General features: G+C 47.2%; 19 protein-coding genes and 12 tRNA genes. 29 read left to right on the top strand and 2 right to left on the bottom strand.

Annotated features, from left to right (window positions below; genetic code table 11):
- Positions 1 to 116: 116 nt before the first annotated feature.
- A complete protein-coding gene (locus ACTRXG_RS16455) occupies positions 117 to 1,034 on the bottom strand; it encodes a hypothetical protein (protein ID WP_474285997.1) in 918 nt (305 codons plus the stop codon).
- Positions 1,035 to 1,396: 362 nt separating this feature from the next.
- Here ACTRXG_RS16455 and ACTRXG_RS16450 point away from each other — a divergent pair, with 362 nt between their 5' ends.
- The 3 genes from ACTRXG_RS16450 to ACTRXG_RS16440 all read left to right on the top strand — a co-directional run bounded on the left by ACTRXG_RS16450 (position 1,397) and on the right by ACTRXG_RS16440 (position 3,541).
- Positions 1,397 to 1,936 (top strand): RNA polymerase sigma factor SigX, encoded by a 540-nt coding sequence (locus ACTRXG_RS16450; RefSeq protein ID WP_474285995.1) that lies wholly within the window; start codon positions 1,397 to 1,399, stop codon positions 1,934 to 1,936.
- Positions 1,933 to 3,189 carry a hypothetical protein gene (locus ACTRXG_RS16445; RefSeq protein ID WP_474285993.1) on the top strand — a complete coding sequence of 419 codons (1,257 nt, stop codon included), beginning with the start codon at positions 1,933 to 1,935 and terminating at the stop codon, positions 3,187 to 3,189. Before ACTRXG_RS16450 ends, ACTRXG_RS16445 begins: the two co-directional genes overlap by 4 nt.
- A 91-nt stretch (positions 3,190 to 3,280) precedes the next feature.
- Positions 3,281 to 3,541, top strand: coding sequence for a metal-sensitive transcriptional regulator (locus tag ACTRXG_RS16440; protein WP_462867255.1), 261 nt, complete (start codon positions 3,281 to 3,283; stop codon positions 3,539 to 3,541).
- A gap of 215 nt (positions 3,542 to 3,756) precedes the next feature.
- Here the strand turns inward: ACTRXG_RS16440 and ACTRXG_RS16435 are convergent, their stop codons facing one another.
- Entirely contained in the window at positions 3,757 to 4,458 is a 702-nt protein-coding gene (locus ACTRXG_RS16435; protein WP_474285992.1) for a rhomboid family intramembrane serine protease, read from the bottom strand.
- Between the two features lie 196 nt (positions 4,459 to 4,654).
- On the opposite strand from ACTRXG_RS16435, the gene acpS reads away from it, so the two are divergent.
- The 26 genes from acpS to ACTRXG_RS16305 all read left to right on the top strand — a co-directional run bounded on the left by acpS (position 4,655) and on the right by ACTRXG_RS16305 (position 17,481).
- Positions 4,655 to 5,020, top strand: a complete 366-nt coding sequence (acpS, locus tag ACTRXG_RS16430; protein WP_474278656.1) for a holo-ACP synthase — start codon at positions 4,655 to 4,657, stop codon at positions 5,018 to 5,020.
- Between the two features lies 1 nt (position 5,021).
- The gene (locus ACTRXG_RS16425) at positions 5,022 to 6,563 is read left to right on the top strand and encodes an NAD(P)H-hydrate dehydratase (RefSeq protein WP_474285991.1); all 1,542 of its coding nucleotides are present in this window, start codon (positions 5,022 to 5,024) and stop codon (positions 6,561 to 6,563) included.
- 15 nt (positions 6,564 to 6,578) lie between these two features.
- Positions 6,579 to 7,730 carry an alanine racemase gene (alr, locus tag ACTRXG_RS16420; RefSeq protein ID WP_474285990.1) on the top strand — a complete coding sequence of 384 codons (1,152 nt, stop codon included), beginning with the start codon at positions 6,579 to 6,581 and terminating at the stop codon, positions 7,728 to 7,730.
- Between the two features lie 105 nt (positions 7,731 to 7,835).
- Positions 7,836 to 8,123 (top strand): CopG family ribbon-helix-helix protein, encoded by a 288-nt coding sequence (locus ACTRXG_RS16415; RefSeq protein WP_322527004.1) that lies wholly within the window; start codon positions 7,836 to 7,838, stop codon positions 8,121 to 8,123.
- A gap of 316 nt (positions 8,124 to 8,439) precedes the next feature.
- Positions 8,440 to 9,285, top strand: coding sequence for an STAS domain-containing protein (locus tag ACTRXG_RS16410; RefSeq protein WP_474285988.1), 846 nt, complete (start codon positions 8,440 to 8,442; stop codon positions 9,283 to 9,285).
- Positions 9,286 to 9,289: 4 nt separating this feature from the next.
- On the top strand, positions 9,290 to 9,646 hold the full coding sequence (locus ACTRXG_RS16405; RefSeq protein WP_022792604.1) for an STAS domain-containing protein: 357 nt from the start codon (positions 9,290 to 9,292) through the stop codon (positions 9,644 to 9,646).
- A gap of 2 nt (positions 9,647 to 9,648) precedes the next feature.
- Positions 9,649 to 10,062, top strand: coding sequence for an anti-sigma regulatory factor (locus ACTRXG_RS16400; protein WP_022792605.1), 414 nt, complete (start codon positions 9,649 to 9,651; stop codon positions 10,060 to 10,062).
- Positions 10,063 to 10,074: 12 nt separating this feature from the next.
- Positions 10,075 to 11,088: a PP2C family protein-serine/threonine phosphatase gene (locus ACTRXG_RS16395; RefSeq protein WP_474285986.1), complete on the top strand. Its 1,014-nt coding sequence runs from the start codon at positions 10,075 to 10,077 to the stop codon at positions 11,086 to 11,088.
- Between the two features lie 90 nt (positions 11,089 to 11,178).
- Positions 11,179 to 11,514 (top strand): STAS domain-containing protein, encoded by a 336-nt coding sequence (locus ACTRXG_RS16390; RefSeq protein ID WP_322527002.1) that lies wholly within the window; start codon positions 11,179 to 11,181, stop codon positions 11,512 to 11,514.
- Entirely contained in the window at positions 11,514 to 12,005 is a 492-nt protein-coding gene (gene rsbW / locus ACTRXG_RS16385) for an anti-sigma B factor RsbW (protein ID WP_474285985.1), read from the top strand. The genes ACTRXG_RS16390 and rsbW overlap by 1 nt, the downstream gene beginning before the upstream one ends.
- The gene (gene sigB, locus ACTRXG_RS16380; RefSeq protein ID WP_022792609.1) at positions 11,959 to 12,765 is read left to right on the top strand and encodes an RNA polymerase sigma factor SigB; all 807 of its coding nucleotides are present in this window, start codon (positions 11,959 to 11,961) and stop codon (positions 12,763 to 12,765) included. The genes rsbW and sigB overlap by 47 nt, the downstream gene beginning before the upstream one ends.
- Positions 12,765 to 13,367 (top strand): PP2C family serine/threonine-protein phosphatase, encoded by a 603-nt coding sequence (locus tag ACTRXG_RS16375; protein WP_474282188.1) that lies wholly within the window; start codon positions 12,765 to 12,767, stop codon positions 13,365 to 13,367. The genes sigB and ACTRXG_RS16375 overlap by 1 nt, the downstream gene beginning before the upstream one ends.
- Before the next feature lie 171 nt (positions 13,368 to 13,538).
- A complete protein-coding gene (locus tag ACTRXG_RS16370; protein WP_474285984.1) occupies positions 13,539 to 15,698 on the top strand; it encodes a Tex family protein in 2,160 nt (719 codons plus the stop codon).
- Between the two features lie 56 nt (positions 15,699 to 15,754).
- Complete coding sequence (locus ACTRXG_RS16365) at positions 15,755 to 16,204, top strand: SprT family protein (RefSeq protein WP_474285983.1); 450 nt, start codon at positions 15,755 to 15,757, stop codon at positions 16,202 to 16,204.
- A 168-nt stretch (positions 16,205 to 16,372) separates the two neighbouring features.
- Positions 16,373 to 16,447, top strand: a tRNA-Asn gene (locus ACTRXG_RS16360).
- A gap of 2 nt (positions 16,448 to 16,449) precedes the next feature.
- A tRNA-Ser gene (locus ACTRXG_RS16355) sits at positions 16,450 to 16,540 on the top strand.
- 8 nt (positions 16,541 to 16,548) lie between these two features.
- Positions 16,549 to 16,623 (top strand) — tRNA-Glu (locus ACTRXG_RS16350).
- A 4-nt stretch (positions 16,624 to 16,627) separates the two neighbouring features.
- A tRNA-Val gene (locus ACTRXG_RS16345) sits at positions 16,628 to 16,703 on the top strand.
- 18 nt (positions 16,704 to 16,721) lie between these two features.
- Positions 16,722 to 16,797 (top strand) — tRNA-Asp (locus ACTRXG_RS16340).
- 18 nt (positions 16,798 to 16,815) lie between these two features.
- Positions 16,816 to 16,890: transfer RNA gene (locus tag ACTRXG_RS16335), tRNA-Gln, on the top strand.
- Between the two features lie 7 nt (positions 16,891 to 16,897).
- Positions 16,898 to 16,983, top strand: a tRNA-Leu gene (locus ACTRXG_RS16330).
- 20 nt (positions 16,984 to 17,003) lie between these two features.
- Positions 17,004 to 17,091: transfer RNA gene (locus ACTRXG_RS16325), tRNA-Leu, on the top strand.
- 6 nt (positions 17,092 to 17,097) lie between these two features.
- A tRNA-Arg gene (locus ACTRXG_RS16320) sits at positions 17,098 to 17,174 on the top strand.
- A 26-nt stretch (positions 17,175 to 17,200) separates the two neighbouring features.
- Positions 17,201 to 17,277 (top strand) — tRNA-Pro (locus ACTRXG_RS16315).
- Positions 17,278 to 17,284: 7 nt separating this feature from the next.
- Positions 17,285 to 17,358 (top strand) — tRNA-Gly (locus ACTRXG_RS16310).
- Positions 17,359 to 17,404: 46 nt separating this feature from the next.
- Positions 17,405 to 17,481, top strand: a tRNA-Ile gene (locus ACTRXG_RS16305).
- Positions 17,482 to 17,661: the final 180 nt, after the last annotated feature.

Here is a 17,661-nt window from a genome sequence, read left to right as displayed (position 1 = left end):
CCAGGCTATTTCTTTTTATCATAGCATAAAAAACTGCCGACACGCTCTAAAATTAGAGCCATTGTCGACAGTCTGAAGCGTCCGCGTGTGCGGGCGCTTTTTTTATATACCTGGTGTTAGTTACTGCCATAAAGCTCCGAAGGATCCGTCGCTTCGATAGGCTGGTTGATTTCCCGGTGCCCGTAAAAGTCCGTGACAACTTCGCCGTCAATAAGAATCTGAGTCTGACCGTATCCAAACTGGTCCATTAACACTGCCAGCTGTTCTACAAATGCGAGCTCGAGAGTGCTCCCGACTGTAGTGGCTTCGAGGACAGAAGGTTCAAAGGAAACAAAGGCAGTGTTGTCTTTAAATTCGACAAACTGTACTTCGGTTTCTACTGGAAGCGGACTAACGGCATCTTCTGTTTCAGGGCCGTCGAGCCATGCCTGCACAGCTTCAAACGGCAGATCATTTTCAGACGCTGCTTCAAGGCTGCGGGTTTCAGAAATTGTATTCATCAAATCGCTGTCGAGGTAGTAAACAGTCACTTCTTCTGTTACAGCCTCTTCTTCTTCAGAAGCTGAGGTGCTGTTAGCTTCTGTATCTGTAGTTTCAGCAGTCTCAGTAGACTCAGTAGACTCTTCGGAAGCTGCTTCTTCACTGTTGGTCGTTTCTTCAGAAGCACTTTCTTCTGCCGCATCATCCTCCGGTAAAGTATCTTCCGATGAAGCATCTTCGCTGGCAGTGTCTTCGGATTCCGTATTTCCTTCTTCATTTTCTGTGGCAGTATCTTCTGTAGAGGCGCTGTCTTCAGCGGAAGCGTCGCCTTCTGCTGCTTCATCAGTTTCGGAAGCCGTATCTTTATCTTTCTGTTCTTCATTCTTTGCACTGTCATTTTCTTCATTGTCTTCATTTTCTTCTCCGTTAGCTTCAACGGAGGCTGTTTCAGTTGCTTTTTCACTGTTTTCCGCGTTTTCGCTATTTTCGGTGCCGCAGGCGCTGAGAGTAATAACGGCTGTGGCGGCAACTGCTAAAAATGAGAATTTTTTCATGGAACCCCCCCTAGGTCAAATATTAAATTTAGTTTACAATTAATACAATGTTGTTACATAATTATACCATGTTTCAAAATAAAGAAAGGTTCAAATCCCTCAAATGAACATAAACAGGACTTTACTAATGTTAAATCAGAGTGTGAAAGCGGTGGGGGGTTTTTCGGAAAAAACCGTGGAAATGCTATAATAATGCGAAGTATTTTGCTAATATCTTAGAAAGTATCAGCAGAAAAATTAAATGTTGAATATACATAAACAGAAAATGGATGGAAGCGTAATTTCTTTTCCGCCTTCCATTAATAAAATCAACGGTGTAACTAAAAAAGACAGGGAACGTCTACATTAAGGAAGTGTTCATCATGCATGATGAGTTTGAAAGGCTATATGAACAATATCATCACTCCCTTTTCCAATATTTATTTTATATGGTCCGAGATCGTGAAACAGCCGAGGAGCTGGTCCAGGAAGTTTACATTAAAGTGCTGCATTCCTTTGAAACGTTTGAAGGCAAAAGCAGTGAAAAAACCTGGCTTTATTCTATCGCCAGACATGTCGGCATAGACTGGATCCGCAAGCAAAACAGAAAGAAGCGGAAATGGCTGGGAGTACTTGGTCCTTTATCAAAAGAGGAAATGCGGGACCCGGCGCCTCTTCCAGATGAGATTCTCACTACGAAAGACGATGTGCGTGAAATTTATGAATGCATGAAAGCGTGCTCCCCGGATCAGCGGCAGGTGCTTATGCTGCGTTATGTGGAATCGCTTTCGATTAAAGAAGCAGCTGAAGTGCTCGGATGGTCAGAGAGTAAGGTGAAAACGACACAGCACCGGGCCGTGAAAAAAATACAGGACTTGATGGAAAACAGGGAAAATTTAGAAGAAAGGAGGGCAGGAGAGTGAAGAAGCATAATCGTTCTATGGAACGGATTGAACATTCATTAAAGCAAATGCCCCGGGTGAAGGATAAACGATCCAAAGATGAAATCTACCATAATATTCAGGATCGGCTGGACTCAAAGAAAAGACACCGTACGCATCGGCGATGGCCAGCCCCTGTTTTTACCTCGGCGGCAGTTCTCCTACTAGCGATACTTATCGTTCCGGGAATATGGTGGACTTCGAATCAGACGGCTTCCCCTTCTCAGGAAGAGAACGCTGAAGATGAGAATGAGGCCGGAGATTCAGAGTCAGCCGAACAGCAGGAAACGGAAAATACAGCTGAAAACGATACAGACAACGGAGTGCCTGAAGAATCTGAGCCGGCGGGTAGTGGTACTGAAGAAGAAAGCCCGCCGACAGTTCAGGAGGATACGCAGGAGAACGAAGAAATACCGGATGGGTATGTATCTGCGCTTACTAAAGAAGAAGGCAGCGGCAGTGTGAATGCTGTGACGATCCCTTTTGAAAGTGTACAGGATTCGGTTATTGTCCCATTAACATTTACAGCAGAAACGGATCTGAAAGAGCTTTTGAATTTTATTACGGAAGAAGTAGACGGAAATGAATTCGGGCTCGGCCCTGCTGTGACTGAAAAAGTCTCCTGGGAAGATGCAGAGAATGGCAGTCTTGAAGCAGCAGTATCCTCCGAAACTACGCCTGTGGAAGCCGGCCGGATCGAGCGGGGCATTGAAGAGCTTGCCCGTTATTTAGGGGAAAAAGGTATAGAAGTATCAAATATCCCTGATGAAGACACCGGAAATGAAGAAGAAATAGACGTCCGGGATATTGATGAGAATCGCGGCTATTATTTATATGATGTAAATGACGCCTCTTATTTAGTGACTGGTGAAGGAGCGGGTGTTTCTACAACAAATGAAAACGGGTCTTTGCTTTCTTTGGAGGAAACGCTGGTGAAAATGAACGAAGGACCTGAAATTTCTGAAGTGAGAGCTCCTATCCCCGGCTCTCTTACTGTAGGAAATGTGGAAGGCGAGGGTGAATCAGTAACTATCAGCCTGGCTGGCTCTCTTGAGGATACGTCTGTGGAAGTGCAGCAGGCGATGATTGACGCGGTGGGACTGGCGGCAGCTGACTTTGGATATGAATCCATAAAGTTTATCTCTGAAAACAGTGACTCACTTGGAGAAGTGCCGCTCAACCAAAAATGGGAAGTCCCTGCAGCTCCTAATACGATCGGGTGGAAAGCAAGCTGATTGAAAATTTATTAGAGGGTGTAGGAAATTACCAATTATTTCATGTATAATGACAATGTACATTTTAAATACATTGGAGGCCGCTTAACTCATGGAATATGATGCCAATATTAAAAACAGACTCCGCCGTGTCGAAGGGCAGGTGCGGGGTGTTCTTCGGATGATGGAAGAAGGACAGGACTGCCGGGATACTGTAGGGCAGATGTCAGCTGCTCGTTCTGCGATGGACCGTGCAATCGGTGTAATTGTCAGTGAAAACCTGGAACAATGCATGCGTGAACAGATGGAACGTGGGGAAGATACCAGTGAATCTGTCCAGGAAGCTGTCAATCTGCTCGTAAAAAGCAGATAAACGAAAAAGAGGCCACTTCTGCGGGAAGGGCCTCTTTTCTATCTGGGGAAAGCAGTTATTATATGGAGAGAATTATCCCGCGCCACTACCAGGCTTCTTGCGCTTTTCTATGCCCAGCCTCTCGGAATTACTTTCCGTCCGACTTCGAGCAGCGGGCTGCTCTGCGCGGCCGGGAAGTATCCTTCGCGGCTTTCGGGGCATTTCCGCTTTTCTTTTTACATCAACGCGGCGATGACGAGCTGGAGCACCCGGAGAAGCACGGCGCCGACAATGACGTAGGCGGCAATTAAAGCGATTCGTCTTCCTACTTTCTGGGCAGTAACCGCGCGTACTTTCCGGCGCGGCCTGCGAATGTCGGAAGAAGGCCCAAATCCCTGGGAGAAGTAAAAGGGAACTGCGTTTTTTAAAAACATAGGAATCAGCCCGAAACCGGCAACGAATCCAAATAGGTGCGCCCATATGTTGACGCCGGAATTCAGAAGGGTGAACACCATGCCTATCACAAGGAGAACAATAACTATCTGGGCGCTTGAAGGGTCGATAAGATGCCGGCGGTTCATCATAATAAATACATAAGCGCCAAAAAGCCCGTAAATGGCGCCGGAGGCACCCAAATGTGACAAGTAGAGCGAACCGAAAAACAGTGTAGCAATATTTCCAATAATTCCGGCTGTTAAATAAAATGTCAGAAATTTGAGCCGGCCGAGCATGAATTCAAGCGGCGGTCCGAAAAGCAGCAGCGCAAAGGAGTTAAAAAGCACGTGCCCAAAAGACGTATGTAAAAACACTGGAGTAAGAAGGCGCCAGTAGTCTCCGCTCTGAATAGCGAAGTTGTTGCCAACCATCAAATAATAAATAACTTCCCCGAACGGAATCAGGCCGTTCGTCCATTCCGAAAGATTTACCCAGAAAAACAATAGCAGGTGTACTGCTAATATAATTGAGATTACGGGGTAGCGTCTTATAAATGTGGAAAAAGTTTCATGGCGGATAAACAAGTGGGTTAGTCCCCTTTCTGGTGACGGGTATACTAAAGTGTATAAGTATGTACGGTCAGTGTAGCATGAATAAATAGAGGAATACACGAAAAGCGCTGCGGGAAGGGAGAAAGTAATGATTAAAGGAATAGGCGTTGATATCATTGAGTTAGAGCGGATTGAACGCTCTTTAGAGCAGAAAAAATTTTTGCCGCGAATTTTAAATGAAGATGAATTACATGCCTGCAGACATTTTTCCGGCAAACGGCTGATAGAATTTACAGCAGGAAGGTTTGCTGCCAAGGAAGCATTTGTAAAGGCAGCAGGCACCGGCATCTCTTCGCAGACAGGCTTTCACGATATTACAGTGAGTAATGGAGAGCGGGGGGAGCCGCTGCTCCGCTGCGAAGGCTATGAGGCTTATATTATCCATGTTTCCATCAGTCACTCGCGGGACAGTGCGGTTGCTCAGGTTATTATTGAAGAAAGGGGCGGCGAATAGGATGCAGATCGTAACAAGTAAAGAAATGCAGCAGCTCGATCAATACACCATCGGAACACTTGGAATGAAAGAAGAACTGCTAATGGAAAATGCGGGACGGGCGGCGGCAGCTGCCATTCATGATATGTATCCTGAAGCGCGTAAAGCTGTTATCTTTGCAGGGAAGGGAAACAACGGGGGCGATGGTTTCGTTATCGGCAGGACACTCTCCTCTCTCGGGTGGGAGGTTTCTGTGTATCTGCTGGCAGAAGAGGAGGCCCTTTCCGGAGGAGCGCTTTATCATAAAGACCTGTACCGAGCCTGCGGGCTTCCGCTGAAAGCAGGTACCAGCGTGCCTGAACCAGAATTGCCGGAGGAAGGGATTATCTATATTGATGCAATGCTTGGAACCGGGATTTACGGAGAGCTGAAAGAGCCTTTTTATTCTGCAGGAAAGTGGCTGAACAGCATAACAGCACCGGTTGTAGCTGTAGATATTCCCACGGGAGTACCGGCGAATGAGGAAGAACTTCCCGGTATGGCGGTGAATGCAGACACTACAGTAATTCTTGAAGCTCCTACACTGAGCACGTACCTGTATCCGGCGAGGCACTATTACGGTGAAGTTCGAATTGTGCCGATTGGCGTACCGCAAGCTTCCTGGAAGGCATTGGATCAGCAAAGACAGACGTGGGAGCTGACTGACGCAGCCAAAAGTCTGCCGGAACGGACGCAGGAGTCCCACAAAGGCGATAACGGCAAAGGGCTGCTGATAGCAGGGGCCTATAATATGCCCGGTGCTCCGGCCATCGCTTCGAACGCCTGCCTGCATGCCGGCATCGGCCTTCTGACCACAAGCATACCGGAATCTGCATTGAGCGCCGTCGCCTCTCATGTGCTAGAAGCAACCTACTTTCCGCTGCCTGAAACGGAGGACGGTCAGGTCGCCGATTTACAGGAAACGCCGTTCCCATGGGACGGCATGGACGGTGTTGCAGCCGGCTCCGGACTTGGCCGGACAGAAAGCACGAGAGTATTAACGAAGCGGCTCCTGACAGAGACACAAACGCCGCTCGTGCTGGATGCAGATGGACTTTATTTTCTGCCGGAGCTGGAGGAGGAAATGATAAACAGAGAATACCCGCTGATTTTGACCCCGCACCCCGGTGAAATGGGCCGCCTCACGGGCCTTTCGCCAAAGGAGGTCAATGCAGAGCGGTTTACGGTTTCACGCGAATATGCACGTAAATTCGGCTGCTATCTTGTACTGAAGGGGCCAAACACGATTATTACAACCCCTCAAGGCAGGCAGTATGTGAGTACCAGCGGCAGCAGTGCCCTGGCCAAGGGAGGATCCGGGGATGCACTGACCGGCATCGTGCTTGCGATGATGCTTCAGGGTCCAACAGTGGAAGAGGGAGTTTGTAATGCAGTCTACACACACGGCTTGGCTGCAGAAATTGCGATAAATGAAGGGGTATCGGATTATTCTTTTACTGCATCCAATTTGATCGATTATCTGCCGAAAGCCCTGACCTTCATTCAGGCACAAAAGAAACGATAGAAAAGAGGAGTCATCATGGCGTTTTCCAGCGAATCCTACCGGGACACGTGGGTGGAGATCAATACAGAAAACATTAAATACAACATCCGTGAAGTGCGGAAGCTTCATACAGAAAACGTGGCCGTAATGGCCGTAGTGAAAGCGGATGGCTACGGACACGGGGCGGCGGCAACTGCAAAGGCAGCAGCGGAGGCGGGAGCCTCCTATTTTGGGGTGGCGCTGCTTGAAGAAGCGCTTGAACTGCGGGAAGCCGGCATAGAACTGCCTATCCTCGTGCTTGGAAGAACGCGGCCGCAGGACGCCCCAGTGGCCGCCCGCCACGATATCCGGATCACGGTCTTTCAGGAAGAATGGCTAAAGGAAGCCTCCCGGCATACAGCCGGAGAATCTCTTTTCATTCATATGAAAGTAGATACCGGCATGGGCCGTCTGGGATTGATAAATGACGAAGAAATCTCTTCCTTTTTGGCCGCGGTAAACCGGATTCCCTCTATAGAATTGGAAGGTATGTATACGCATTTCGCTACTGCTGATGAACTGGAGACTGCTTATTTTGAACAGCAGTATGCCCGTTTTTCCCGGGTCGTTGCCCTGGTACAGCAGCTGGGGAGCGCTCCCCGCCTGATTCACTGCGGTAACAGCGCAGCGGCTATGCGTTTTCCGGAGCGCTGCTTTAATATGGTCCGGTTCGGGATTTCAATGTATGGATTGACCCCCGCAGCAGATATTACCGGGCATCTTCCATTTACACTTAAGGAAGCATTCACGCTTCACAGCCGCCTGACTCAGGTGAAAGAAGTGCCGCCGGGCACGAGTATCAGCTACGGCGCAACATATACCTCCACGGGAAATGAATGGATAGGTACTGTGCCTATCGGTTATGCAGATGGCTGGCTGAGAGCGCACGCTGAAAATCAGGGGGAGGTATTGGCAGGAGGCTTTCGCGTACCTATTGTAGGGCGCATCTGCATGGATCAGATGATGGTTCGGCTGCCGCATGAATTTCCGGTGGACACGGAAGTGACACTGATTGGCAGCCAGAAAGAGGAAACGATCAGCGTCACGGAAGTAGCCGGCCGTCTTGGAACGATTACATATGAAGTTCCCTGTACCATCAGTAAACGCGTCCCCCGGGTATATACTCCCGAAAACAGGTTTGAACCCTGATTTTATGAAAAACGCGCTTTGCAAACAGCATATAGAAATGCTATTATGAATTAAGTAATGATTAAGGGATGGGAATCTAAAAGGGTCAACCTGGAGGTGTGTGGAGTGCATCAGAAAAGCACTAAGCAGATTAAGGTCAGCCTGCCTGACTATCTTCTTGACGAACTTGATGGAATGATTGAAGAGGGGCAGCAGAGCTCAAACCGCAACGAATTTATTCATCAAGCCACGGAGATGTATTTAAAAGAACGCCAACGTCTGGAGTTTCAAGAAGCGATGAAGCAAGGGTATGAAGAAATGAGCAGTATCAATTTAAATATTGCTGCTGAGTCATTTGAGGCAGAAACAGAAGTGGATCACTCTTTGAATCGCCGATTGCTTAGCGGAATCTGAAACACTCGAAATTATATTTCTTCTTTTAAAGAAACAGAGATGAATAAAAAAGCTGCTTGCCTGTCTATGAAAGGCGGGCAGCTTTTTTATTGTAATAAATTTTATTCAGGAATATATATGATTGCAGCCATAATTGTTTGCGCTAAAGTATTATACATGGAATAATACTAAATAGAGTATGATAGTGTACAGGTGTGCCATTAACAAACTATACGGTACAAAACAATACAAAGTATGCACCAGTCCGGGCATTAACATATAAAAATTATCCCCGCCCATAAAACGGAAATGGACAGACTAGATGGAGGAATTCACGATGCATTCATCTGTAGTGCAGGCCATCAATGACCATCAGGAACAGCTGGTTTCCAAATGGAAAGAAGAGATGGCTCGGGTTCAGGAAGAATATTTTAAAAACTCCCTTCCTGATGATTTAGTATTCACAAACAACGAAGAATTTATTGATGTGCTGTACAGCTCAGTCCGTTTAGAGCGGTCGGAAGCCAAAAGTAAAATCAAGAATTTTGCGGAACGGCTTATCCAGACCGACTGGCCGCTGAGCTATTTTACACAGGGGATGCAGGTGTTTCGGCGCATCGTTACTGCCTACATTGTGCCATATATTAATAACGCAGACGAAGACAGCGTGCGCTTGATTGTAGAAGTGGAAGAATGGGTGGATGCGATCGTGAACCAGCTGGTTGATGATTATTCCGATTCGTGGATAAAAACACTCGAAATTCAGCAGATGGCTCTAAATGAACTTTCTGCTCCTCTTATTCCTGTCTTTGAAAAAGTCAGTGTCATGCCATTAATTGGAGCGATTGACACCGAGCGGGCAAAGCTTATTATGGAGAATTTGCTCGACGGGATTATTCAGCATCGTTCCCAGGTAGTTTTAATTGATATAACCGGCGTGCCGGTAGTAGATACGATGGTGGCAAACCATATTATTCAGGCCTCTAAAGCGGTGAGGCTGGTAGGGGCGGAGTGCATTCTGGTCGGTATCCGTCCGGAAATTGCCCAGACAATTGTAAATCTGGGCATTGATCTGAGCACCTTCCCGACGAAAAGCAGCCTGCGCAAGGGCATTGAATCAGCGCTTGAGCTGACGCAGCGCAAAATGGTTCAGCTAGAGAATGGAGCAGAATGGAGGGCATAAGTCGATGCGGATTCCAATCTTAAAACTAAGTCATTATTTATTAATTTCAGTGCAGGTAGATCTAGATGATCAAACAGCTCTTCAGTTTCAGGAAGACCTGCTGAGTAAAATTCACGAAGAAGGCTCTACAGGCGTAGTGATTGATTTAACCTCCGTGGATATGATTGATTCATTTATCGCCAAAGTGCTGGGCGACGTCGTGGAAATGTCCAATTTAATGGGAGCGAAAGTTGTTCTGACGGGCATCCAGCCGGCAGTGGCGATCACTCTGATAGATATGGGCATTATGCTTGAAGAAGTACCAACGGCACTAGATCTTGAGCAGGGACTTGAGAAACTTCAACAGGAATTGGAGGGGTAAGCATGAGTATCCAATCCAGTGTTGAAGTGCAGACCGAATGGGGAATTGTATCAGCCAGACAGGCCGGACGAAATTTAGCTAAGGAAATAGGGTTTGGCGGTGTGGATCAGGCGCGGATAACGACAGCCATTTCAGAGCTGGCAAGAAACATCTACCTGTATGCTGAAAAAGGGGAAATCGTTATCGAAGCGGTGGAAGAGACCAGGGGGACCCAGAAAAAGAAGGGCATAAAGATTACAGCCAAGGACCGCGGCCCTGGCATTAAGAACATAAGAGAAGTAATGGAAGACGGATATACTACTTCGGGTGGTTTAGGAGCCGGACTTCCAGGAGTGAGAAGACTAATGGATGATTTTGACGTTGACTCCGTAATGGAAGAGGGTACAACGATAACGGCAATCAAATGGCTCCGTTAAGGAGGAAAAACGTTGGCTGAGTCGAAGGAATTGTTACATGATCAGTACGCGAATATTTTACGGGCGTATTTAGAAGAGCAGAGCGAACAGGGGCTTTATTATGCCCAACAGTTCAGTAAAAGAGTGCTTGAGGAGCAGATTTCCCCGGAAGAAGTGGTTAGCCTTCATTTAGAGGTGCTCGAGGAGTTCTTTCCGGATCTTCCTAAAGGAGCTCATGAATCATTTGAGCTTCTTCTCGAGGTAATGATGGGATACGGACTGGCGTACCGGGAACACCAGAGCCTTCGTGATAAAACAAAGGAACTCGAAGCAGAAATTAACGTGGCTGCCAATATGCAGCAGACGTTTCTTCCGGATGAAATTCCACACGTAAATGGTTTGGATGTGGGGGTTCTAAGTGTCCCCGCTTCGAAAATGAGCGGTGATTATTACCATTTCGTTAAAGACGACCACGACTGTGTCGGTCTTGCGATTGCTGATATTATCGGTAAAGGGATACCGGCCGCTTTATGTATGTCAATGATCAAGTATACAATGGACAGTTATCCGGAGCAGCGTCTGCAGCCCGGGGCTTTACTTGAAAATGTAAACCGGGTGGTGGAGCAGAATATTGCTTCGAACATGTTCATTACGATGATGTACGGTTCGTATGATTCACGCTCCCATCAATTTAACTATGCAGGAGCCGGCCACGAGCCCGGTTTCTACTATAAGGCAGCTGAAGATACGTTTGAAGAGCTTCAGGCCAAAGGCATCGTTCTTGGCATTAAGCGGAACACTAACTATAAGGAATATCAACTCACGGTGGAGCCGGGAGATTTTGTTGTGCTCTTATCAGACGGCGTTACCGAATGCAGAACCGACGACGGCTTTATTGAGCGTGAAGCTATTACGCGACTCATCCGCACGTATCAGCATCTGCCTGCCCAGGAAATTGTCAATCACGTATTCTATGAACTGGAAAGAGCCCAGGGCTTTCAGCTTCGTGACGACTTTACATTGATTATACTGCGCAGAAATGTTTAACCAGATTGTAATCTGGGAAACATGAGAAGGATGCACATTTAAAAAATCGTAATTTATATATAGCAGCATGGTTATGAGGAGGTTTACTAAATGAATTTATCGACAGAAGTGGTAGAAAAATCAGATAAAAAGAAAATTTTGAAAGTAGCCGGGGAAGTGGATGCGTATACGGCTCCGGAACTGAAAGCGAACCTGAATCCGCTGACAGAAGAAGAAGGCGCAGAAGTGGTAGTGGACCTGACAGAAGTAAGCTATATCGACAGTACCGGCCTTGGTATATTTATTGGCGCCTTGAAGTCAGCCGAAAATCATGACGCTACGCTTCGTCTGACAGGGCTGAATGAGCGTGTGAAGCGTTTGTTTACCATTACCGGACTTGATGAAGTAATCACTATTGATGATGAAAATACAGAGGAGGCCAAATAATGGAACGCCAGTCAGATTATTTGGAAATGATCCTTCCGGCCAAGCCTCAATACGTTGGAATCGCCCGGCTGACAGTTTCAGGACTCGCAAACCGCCTCGGTTTTTCTTACGATGACATTGAGGACATTAAAATTGCGATAGCGGAAGCATGCACAAATGTGGTCAACCATGCGTACGAAGAAACCGGTAATATGCATTTGTCCTGTAATGTGTTCGAAGACCGGGTGGAAATGGTCGTGGCAGACACAGGTCAAAGCTTTGTCCTTGAAGAACTGGATCAAAACCTCGGCCCCGTAGACAGCAAAAAACCGATCGAGGAACTGAAAGAGGGGGGACTTGGACTGTTCCTCATAGACACATTGATGGATAAAGTAGAAATCAGCGGCGAAAACGGAGTGGCTATTTCTATGACAAAGTTTCTGCAAAGAGACGAGGTGGAAAATAATGTCGACGGAGTCTCAACCGAAACAAACGCGCAAGAACAAAAATAACGGCACGAGTGAAGAAGTTTATGAATGGATCCGCCAGTTCCAGGAAGACCCGACTGAAGAAATTCAGACTAAGCTTGTACAGCATTATGAACCGCTTGTGCAGTCTTTATCACGAAAATTTTCCCGGGGACAGGACCATGATGACGACCTTTATCAAGTAGGTATGATTGGGCTTCTGGCAGCGCTGCGCCGTTTTGACGATTCCTTTAACAGGAGCTTTGAATCGTTTGCAGTCCCAACAATTGTAGGGGAAATCAAGCGGTTTATCCGTGATAAAACGTGGAGTGTTCATGTTCCCCGCCGTATTAAGGAGCTTGGCCCGAGAATTAAAAAGGCCGTGGAAGAGCTGACAACCCGTCTGCAGCGTTCTCCGTATGTAGATGAGATTGCCGAGTACCTCGAGGTAAGCGAGGAAGAAGTGCTCGAAACCATGGAAATGGGCAAAAGCTATCAGGCTTTATCTGTGGATCGCTCCATAGAAGCAGACCAGGAAGGCAGTGCCGTGACGCTGTTGGATCTTGTTGGTGCCAATGAAGAAGGATATGAAAAAACAGATCAGCAACTGCTGCTCCAAAAAGCTTTTGCGGTTTTAACGGACAGAGAAAAAGAGATCCTGAGATGTACGTATTTTGAAAACTTAAGCCAAAAAGAAACGGGAGAGCAGCTGGGTATTTCTCAGATGCACGTTTCAAGACTGCAGCGAAGGGCTCTGCAGAAGCTGCGTGAATCTATAAGAGTGGAGCCTTCGGAGTGCCTGTAATGAAGGAGTCCATCTCGAATACACAAGTGAATACCGCGGTCTTTCAAAAGACAAAGCCGGGCAACCGTGTGTGTGGGGACAGCTATCTCGTAATCGAAACAGAGGATTTTTTTCTTTGCTCTGTGACGGACGGGCTGGGGAGTGGCGAAGGTGCCAGGCAGTCCGCAGAGATAGCCATGAATATCATTCGGGCCCATAAACATGAATCTATCCCCATGCTCCTGGAGCGCTGTAACCGGGCGCTTGTTTCTGAACGGGGAGTAGTCCTTGCGGTCATTAAGGTCTGCTATCAGGAGCAGGAATTGACCTATGGAAGCATCGGTAATATTACCTGCTATATCAGTGCTGATAATGAAGATATTTTTCGGCCGGTTCCAACAAAGGGCTATCTTTCAGGCAGGAAGTTTCAATACCGGCTTGAGTACGTTCCTTTCGATAAGGGCATCTCTTTTGTTCTTCACTCGGACGGCATGACTGTATCCTCTGAAGACCAACGCGCCCTGCCGTATATGCGTTCGGTAGAGGAATATAAAAACAGACTTGCTGAAAAAGCTGAAAACGAAAATGATGATGTTACTTTAATGGTTGGCGCATTAGGTTAAACCTCTTTCATCACTGCCGGTGATGGTAGAGGTTTTTTGTATATAATAAGCGAAAACAGGCCAGACGTTTTGATGTTATGATGAATTTGCCCCTTACATAGGCATACGTACGTTATAATATAATAAGTACAGATTCTAATGGATTGTTACGCTGGACAGGAGGAAATACAAATGGAAAAAGAGATAAGCGGTGTCGCATCCCAAATAGCTTCTGATCTTCAGATAAGGGAAAAGCATGTCACAAACATTATACATATGATTGAAGAAGGCAATACGGTTCCTTTCATTGCCCGTTACCGTAAAGAGCAGACCGGTGCCTCGGACGAAATGGTGATCCGGGACGTTCAGCAGTCCTGGAATTACGCAAATCAATTGGCCGAGCGAAAGGAAGAAGTGCTTCGGCTGATTGATAAACAGGAAAAATTAACGCCGGAGTTAAGGCAATCTATCAATGGAGCTGTACAGCTTCAGGAAGTAGAAGATCTGTATCGTCCTTATAAGCAGAAAAGAAGAACGAAGGCGACGGTGGCGAAAGAGAAAGGGCTTGAGCCGTTAGCGGAATGGCTCATGTCGCAGCCAAAAGAAGGTTTGCCGGAGGAACAGGCGCGTGCGTATGTGAATGAAGAAGCCGGAGTGATAGATGCCGCAGCGGCACTCGAAGGAGCGAGGCATATTATCTCTGAACAGATTGCCGACGATGCCAGCATCCGCCACAGTGTCCGTGATCTCAGCTACAAGCAGGGCAGACTTCAGTCTGCAGCTAAAGATGAAAGTAAGGATGAACGTGGTATTTACAGCATGTACTACGATCATGAAGAAGCGCTGGCGAAGGCCCCGTCGCACCGAGTGTTAGCCATGAACCGCGGAGAAAGTGAAGGGGTGCTGAAAATCTCCCTCCAGGCACCGGAAGACAGAATTCTTTCGACTATAGAAAAGAAAGTGGTGAAGCGTTTCGGTTCGTCTGCTGTTCCGCAGCTGAACGAAGCGATCCAGGACAGCTACAAACGGTTGATTGGCCCGGCAGTCGAGCGGGAGCTTCGAAAAGTCAAAACAGAAGAAGCGGAAACGCAGGCGATTTCTGTCTTCTCCGAAAATCTTCGAAACCTCCTGCTCCAGCCGCCGATGAAGGGGAAAACAGTACTTGGCGTAGATCCGGCATACCGCACCGGCTGTAAGCTGTCAGTCGTAGATGGCAACGGAAGGTTGCTTGAAGTAGGAGTGATCTATCCAGTCCCGCCTAGAAATAAAATAACCGAAGCGAAAAAAGAAGTATTTGCTTTAATTGAAAAATACGATATACAGGTTATAGCTATCGGCAACGGTACGGCTTCAAGGGAAACAGAAGAATTTATTGCCGGGGTGGTCGAAGAAGCGGAAGGAGACGTTTCGTATATTATTGTAAACGAAGCTGGTGCGAGCGTTTATTCTGCTTCGGAGGTTGCCCGTGAAGAATTTCCGGATCTTCAGGTTGAAGAGCGAAGCGCAGCTTCCATCGCAAGAAGGCTCCAGGATCCGCTGGCGGAGCTAGTGAAGATAGACCCTAAATCTATTGGGGTGGGGCAGTATCAGCATGACGTCTCGCAGACGAGACTAAATGAGTCACTGACATTTGTCGTGGAGACAGCGGTAAACCAGGTTGGAGTGGATGTGAACAGTGCCTCGAGCAGTCTGCTTCAGTATGTGGCTGGCCTTTCTAAAGCGGTGGCAAACAATGTGATTAAGCAAAGAGAAGAGCTTGAAGGCTTTACAAATCGTAAAGAACTTCAGAAGGTACCGAGACTGGGAGCGAAAACGTATGAGCAGGCAGCTGGCTTTTTGCGGGTGCCAGAGTCTTCGAATCCATTCGACCGTACGGCTATCCACCCGGAAAGTTATCAGACCGCTGAGCGTTTGCTCAGTCACCTGGACCTTGAAGCAGCACAGGCCGGCACAAAAGAAATGAAGGACGTCCTTGAAAACCAGGAGGTGCGCCAGCTTGCTGAAGCTCTTGAAGTAGGCGTCCCTACACTGCAGGATATTATAGAGGATTTAAAAAGACCGAACCGGGACCCCCGTGATACGTTTTCGAAGCCTCTTCTGAAAAAAGGCATCATGACTCTTGATGACCTGGAAAAGGGGATGGAGCTTCAGGGAACGGTCCGCAATGTAGTGGATTTTGGAGCCTTTATTGATATAGGTGTTAAAGAAGACGGCCTCGTGCACATATCAAAGCTCGCCAACCGTTTTATTAAACACCCGATGGAGGTAGTTTCGGTAGGAGAGATAGTTACGGTGTGGGTGGAAGATATTGATCAAAAACGGGGACGGGTAGCATTGACGATGGTAAACTAAATAGATAATGAAAAAACAGAGGGTACGAACCCCTCTGTTTTTTTAGGGAGGAAAAAATGACTGACGAAGAATTAACAGCATTGGCGCAGAAAATATCAGTGGAAAAATTTCAAAAGGTGTTTAAACATCGCGTCTCGTTTAATCAAAGGCTGCGGACTACAGGAGGAAGGTATGTGCTTTCCACAGGGAACATCGAAGTAAATCCAAAGTCGATGAACAATTATGGTCATCAGGAAGTGATTGATATTGTAAAACATGAATTGTGCCATTATCATTTACATTTGGAAGGGAAAGGGTACAAACATCAGGACAGGGAATTTCAGGATCTGCTGAAGCAGGTAGGAGGCATCATGCACTGCAGTTCTTTGGAACAATATCGGTTAAAACAGAAAAAGCGTTATCAGTATGCCTGTGAAAGCTGCCATATTTCTTTTAAAAGAACGAGGCAGCTGGATACAAGAAAATATGTCTGTGCAGCCTGCAGAGGAACATTGAAAAAAATATAGAAAAACCTTGACCAGTGTTTTTTCGATGTGATACATTATAAAAGTCGCTTGAGAGAGGGCGCTTCAAAAAACGGCAAAAAAAGCTGTAAATTCCCTTTTAAAAGCGTATTGACATTACATAATAGATCTTGTAGAATTTTCTTTGTCTCAAAAAAGAAATATTCACATTCCGCAGTAGCTCAGTGGTAGAGCAATCGGCTGTTAACCGATTGGTCGCAGGTTCGAATCCTGCCTGCGGAGCCATTGGAGAAGTACCCAAGTGGCTGAAGGGACTCCCCTGCTAAGGGAGTAGGTCGTGTAAACGGCGCGAGGGTTCAAATCCCTCCTTCTCCGCCATTTACTATGGCCCGTTGGTCAAGTGGTTAAGACACCGCCCTTTCACGGCGGTAACACGGGTTCGAATCCCGTACGGGTCACCAACATGGAGGATTAGCTCAGCTGGGAGAGCACCTGCCTTACAAGCAGGGGGTCGGCAGTTCGATCCTGTCATCCTCCACCATTTTCTTTATACAATTGAGGGCCTGTGGTGTAGCGGTTAACATGCCTGCCTGTCACGCAGGAGATCGCGGGTTCAAATCCCGTCAGGCCCGCCATTTTTTTACCCAATATATTGGGCCATAGCCAAGCGGTAAGGCATCGGGTTTTGGTCCCGTGATGCGCTGGTTCGAATCCAGCTGGCCCAGCCAACAACACGCGGGTGTGGCGGAATCGGCAGACGCGCTAGATTTAGGATCTAGTGTCCTTGTGACGTGGGGGTTCAAGTCCCTTCACCCGCACCATTATATAATTATCGGTGTATGCGGTCGTGGCGGAATCGGCAGACGCGCTAGGTTGAGGGCCTAGTGGGAGTTTATCCCGTGGAGGTTCAAGTCCTCTCGACCGCACCATAATATGCGCCCGTAGCTCAGTTGGATAGAGCGTCTGACTACGGATCAGAAGGCCAGGGGTTCAAGTCCTCTCGGGCGCACCATTTACTTATTTTTTCAGCAGCATCTGCGGGAAGTAGCTCAGCTTGGTAGAGCACTTGGTTTGGGACCAAGGGGTCGCAGGTTCGAATCCTGTCTTCCCGACCATGTATTTGCGGGTGTAGTTTAGTGGTAAAACCTCAGCCTTCCAAGCTGATGTCGTGGGTTCGATTCCCATCACCCGCTCCATTATTACAAAAAAATTAATTGCTTTAAGTTATTTTTTTGTGCCTGTGGGCCTGTAGCTCAGTTGGTCAGAGCGCACGCCTGATAAGCGTGAGGTCGGTGGTTCAAGTCCACTCAGGCCCACCATTATTTCCATTGACATTTAGGTGATCAAAGGTTATAATTTATGTGTCACTTTAAAAGGTATTGACAGTTTAAGAGCACCATGTTAAATTGTTTAAGCTGCTTTTTTGAGCGGCAGATCGTTCTTTGAAAAGGAAAGACAAGCCAGAGCCCCAATCAAAAGCAACACATTTTTAGGGCATT

The organism is Marinococcus sp. LNSP9103-4 (genome assembly GCF_056034345.1).
The sequence above is the reverse complement of the archived record's forward strand: the minus strand, read 5'-3'. Positions and strand labels throughout refer to the sequence as shown.

Bases quoted from the DNA above. Each gene is read 5' to 3' on its own strand.
- ACTRXG_RS16410 (WP_474285988.1), top strand. From the start codon at position 8,440: ATGCATTCATCTGTAGTGCAGGCCATCAATGACCATCAGGAACAGCTG.
- ACTRXG_RS16365 (WP_474285983.1), top strand. From the start codon at position 15,755: ATGACTGACGAAGAATTAACAGCATTGGCGCAGAAAATATCAGTGGAA.
- sigB (WP_022792609.1), top strand. From the start codon at position 11,959: ATGTCGACGGAGTCTCAACCGAAACAAACGCGCAAGAACAAAAATAAC.
- rsbW (WP_474285985.1), top strand. From the start codon at position 11,514: ATGGAACGCCAGTCAGATTATTTGGAAATGATCCTTCCGGCCAAGCCT.
- ACTRXG_RS16425 (WP_474285991.1), top strand. From the start codon at position 5,022: ATGCAGATCGTAACAAGTAAAGAAATGCAGCAGCTCGATCAATACACC.
- ACTRXG_RS16375 (WP_474282188.1), top strand. From the start codon at position 12,765: ATGAAGGAGTCCATCTCGAATACACAAGTGAATACCGCGGTCTTTCAA.
- ACTRXG_RS16405 (WP_022792604.1), top strand. From the start codon at position 9,290: ATGCGGATTCCAATCTTAAAACTAAGTCATTATTTATTAATTTCAGTG.
- alr (WP_474285990.1), top strand. From the start codon at position 6,579: ATGGCGTTTTCCAGCGAATCCTACCGGGACACGTGGGTGGAGATCAAT.
- ACTRXG_RS16390 (WP_322527002.1), top strand. From the start codon at position 11,179: ATGAATTTATCGACAGAAGTGGTAGAAAAATCAGATAAAAAGAAAATT.
- acpS (WP_474278656.1), top strand. From the start codon at position 4,655: ATGATTAAAGGAATAGGCGTTGATATCATTGAGTTAGAGCGGATTGAA.
- ACTRXG_RS16440 (WP_462867255.1), top strand. From the start codon at position 3,281: ATGGAATATGATGCCAATATTAAAAACAGACTCCGCCGTGTCGAAGGG.
- ACTRXG_RS16370 (WP_474285984.1), top strand. From the start codon at position 13,539: ATGGAAAAAGAGATAAGCGGTGTCGCATCCCAAATAGCTTCTGATCTT.
- ACTRXG_RS16455 (WP_474285997.1), bottom strand. From the start codon at position 1,034: ATGAAAAAATTCTCATTTTTAGCAGTTGCCGCCACAGCCGTTATTACT.
- ACTRXG_RS16400 (WP_022792605.1), top strand. From the start codon at position 9,649: ATGAGTATCCAATCCAGTGTTGAAGTGCAGACCGAATGGGGAATTGTA.
- ACTRXG_RS16450 (WP_474285995.1), top strand. From the start codon at position 1,397: ATGCATGATGAGTTTGAAAGGCTATATGAACAATATCATCACTCCCTT.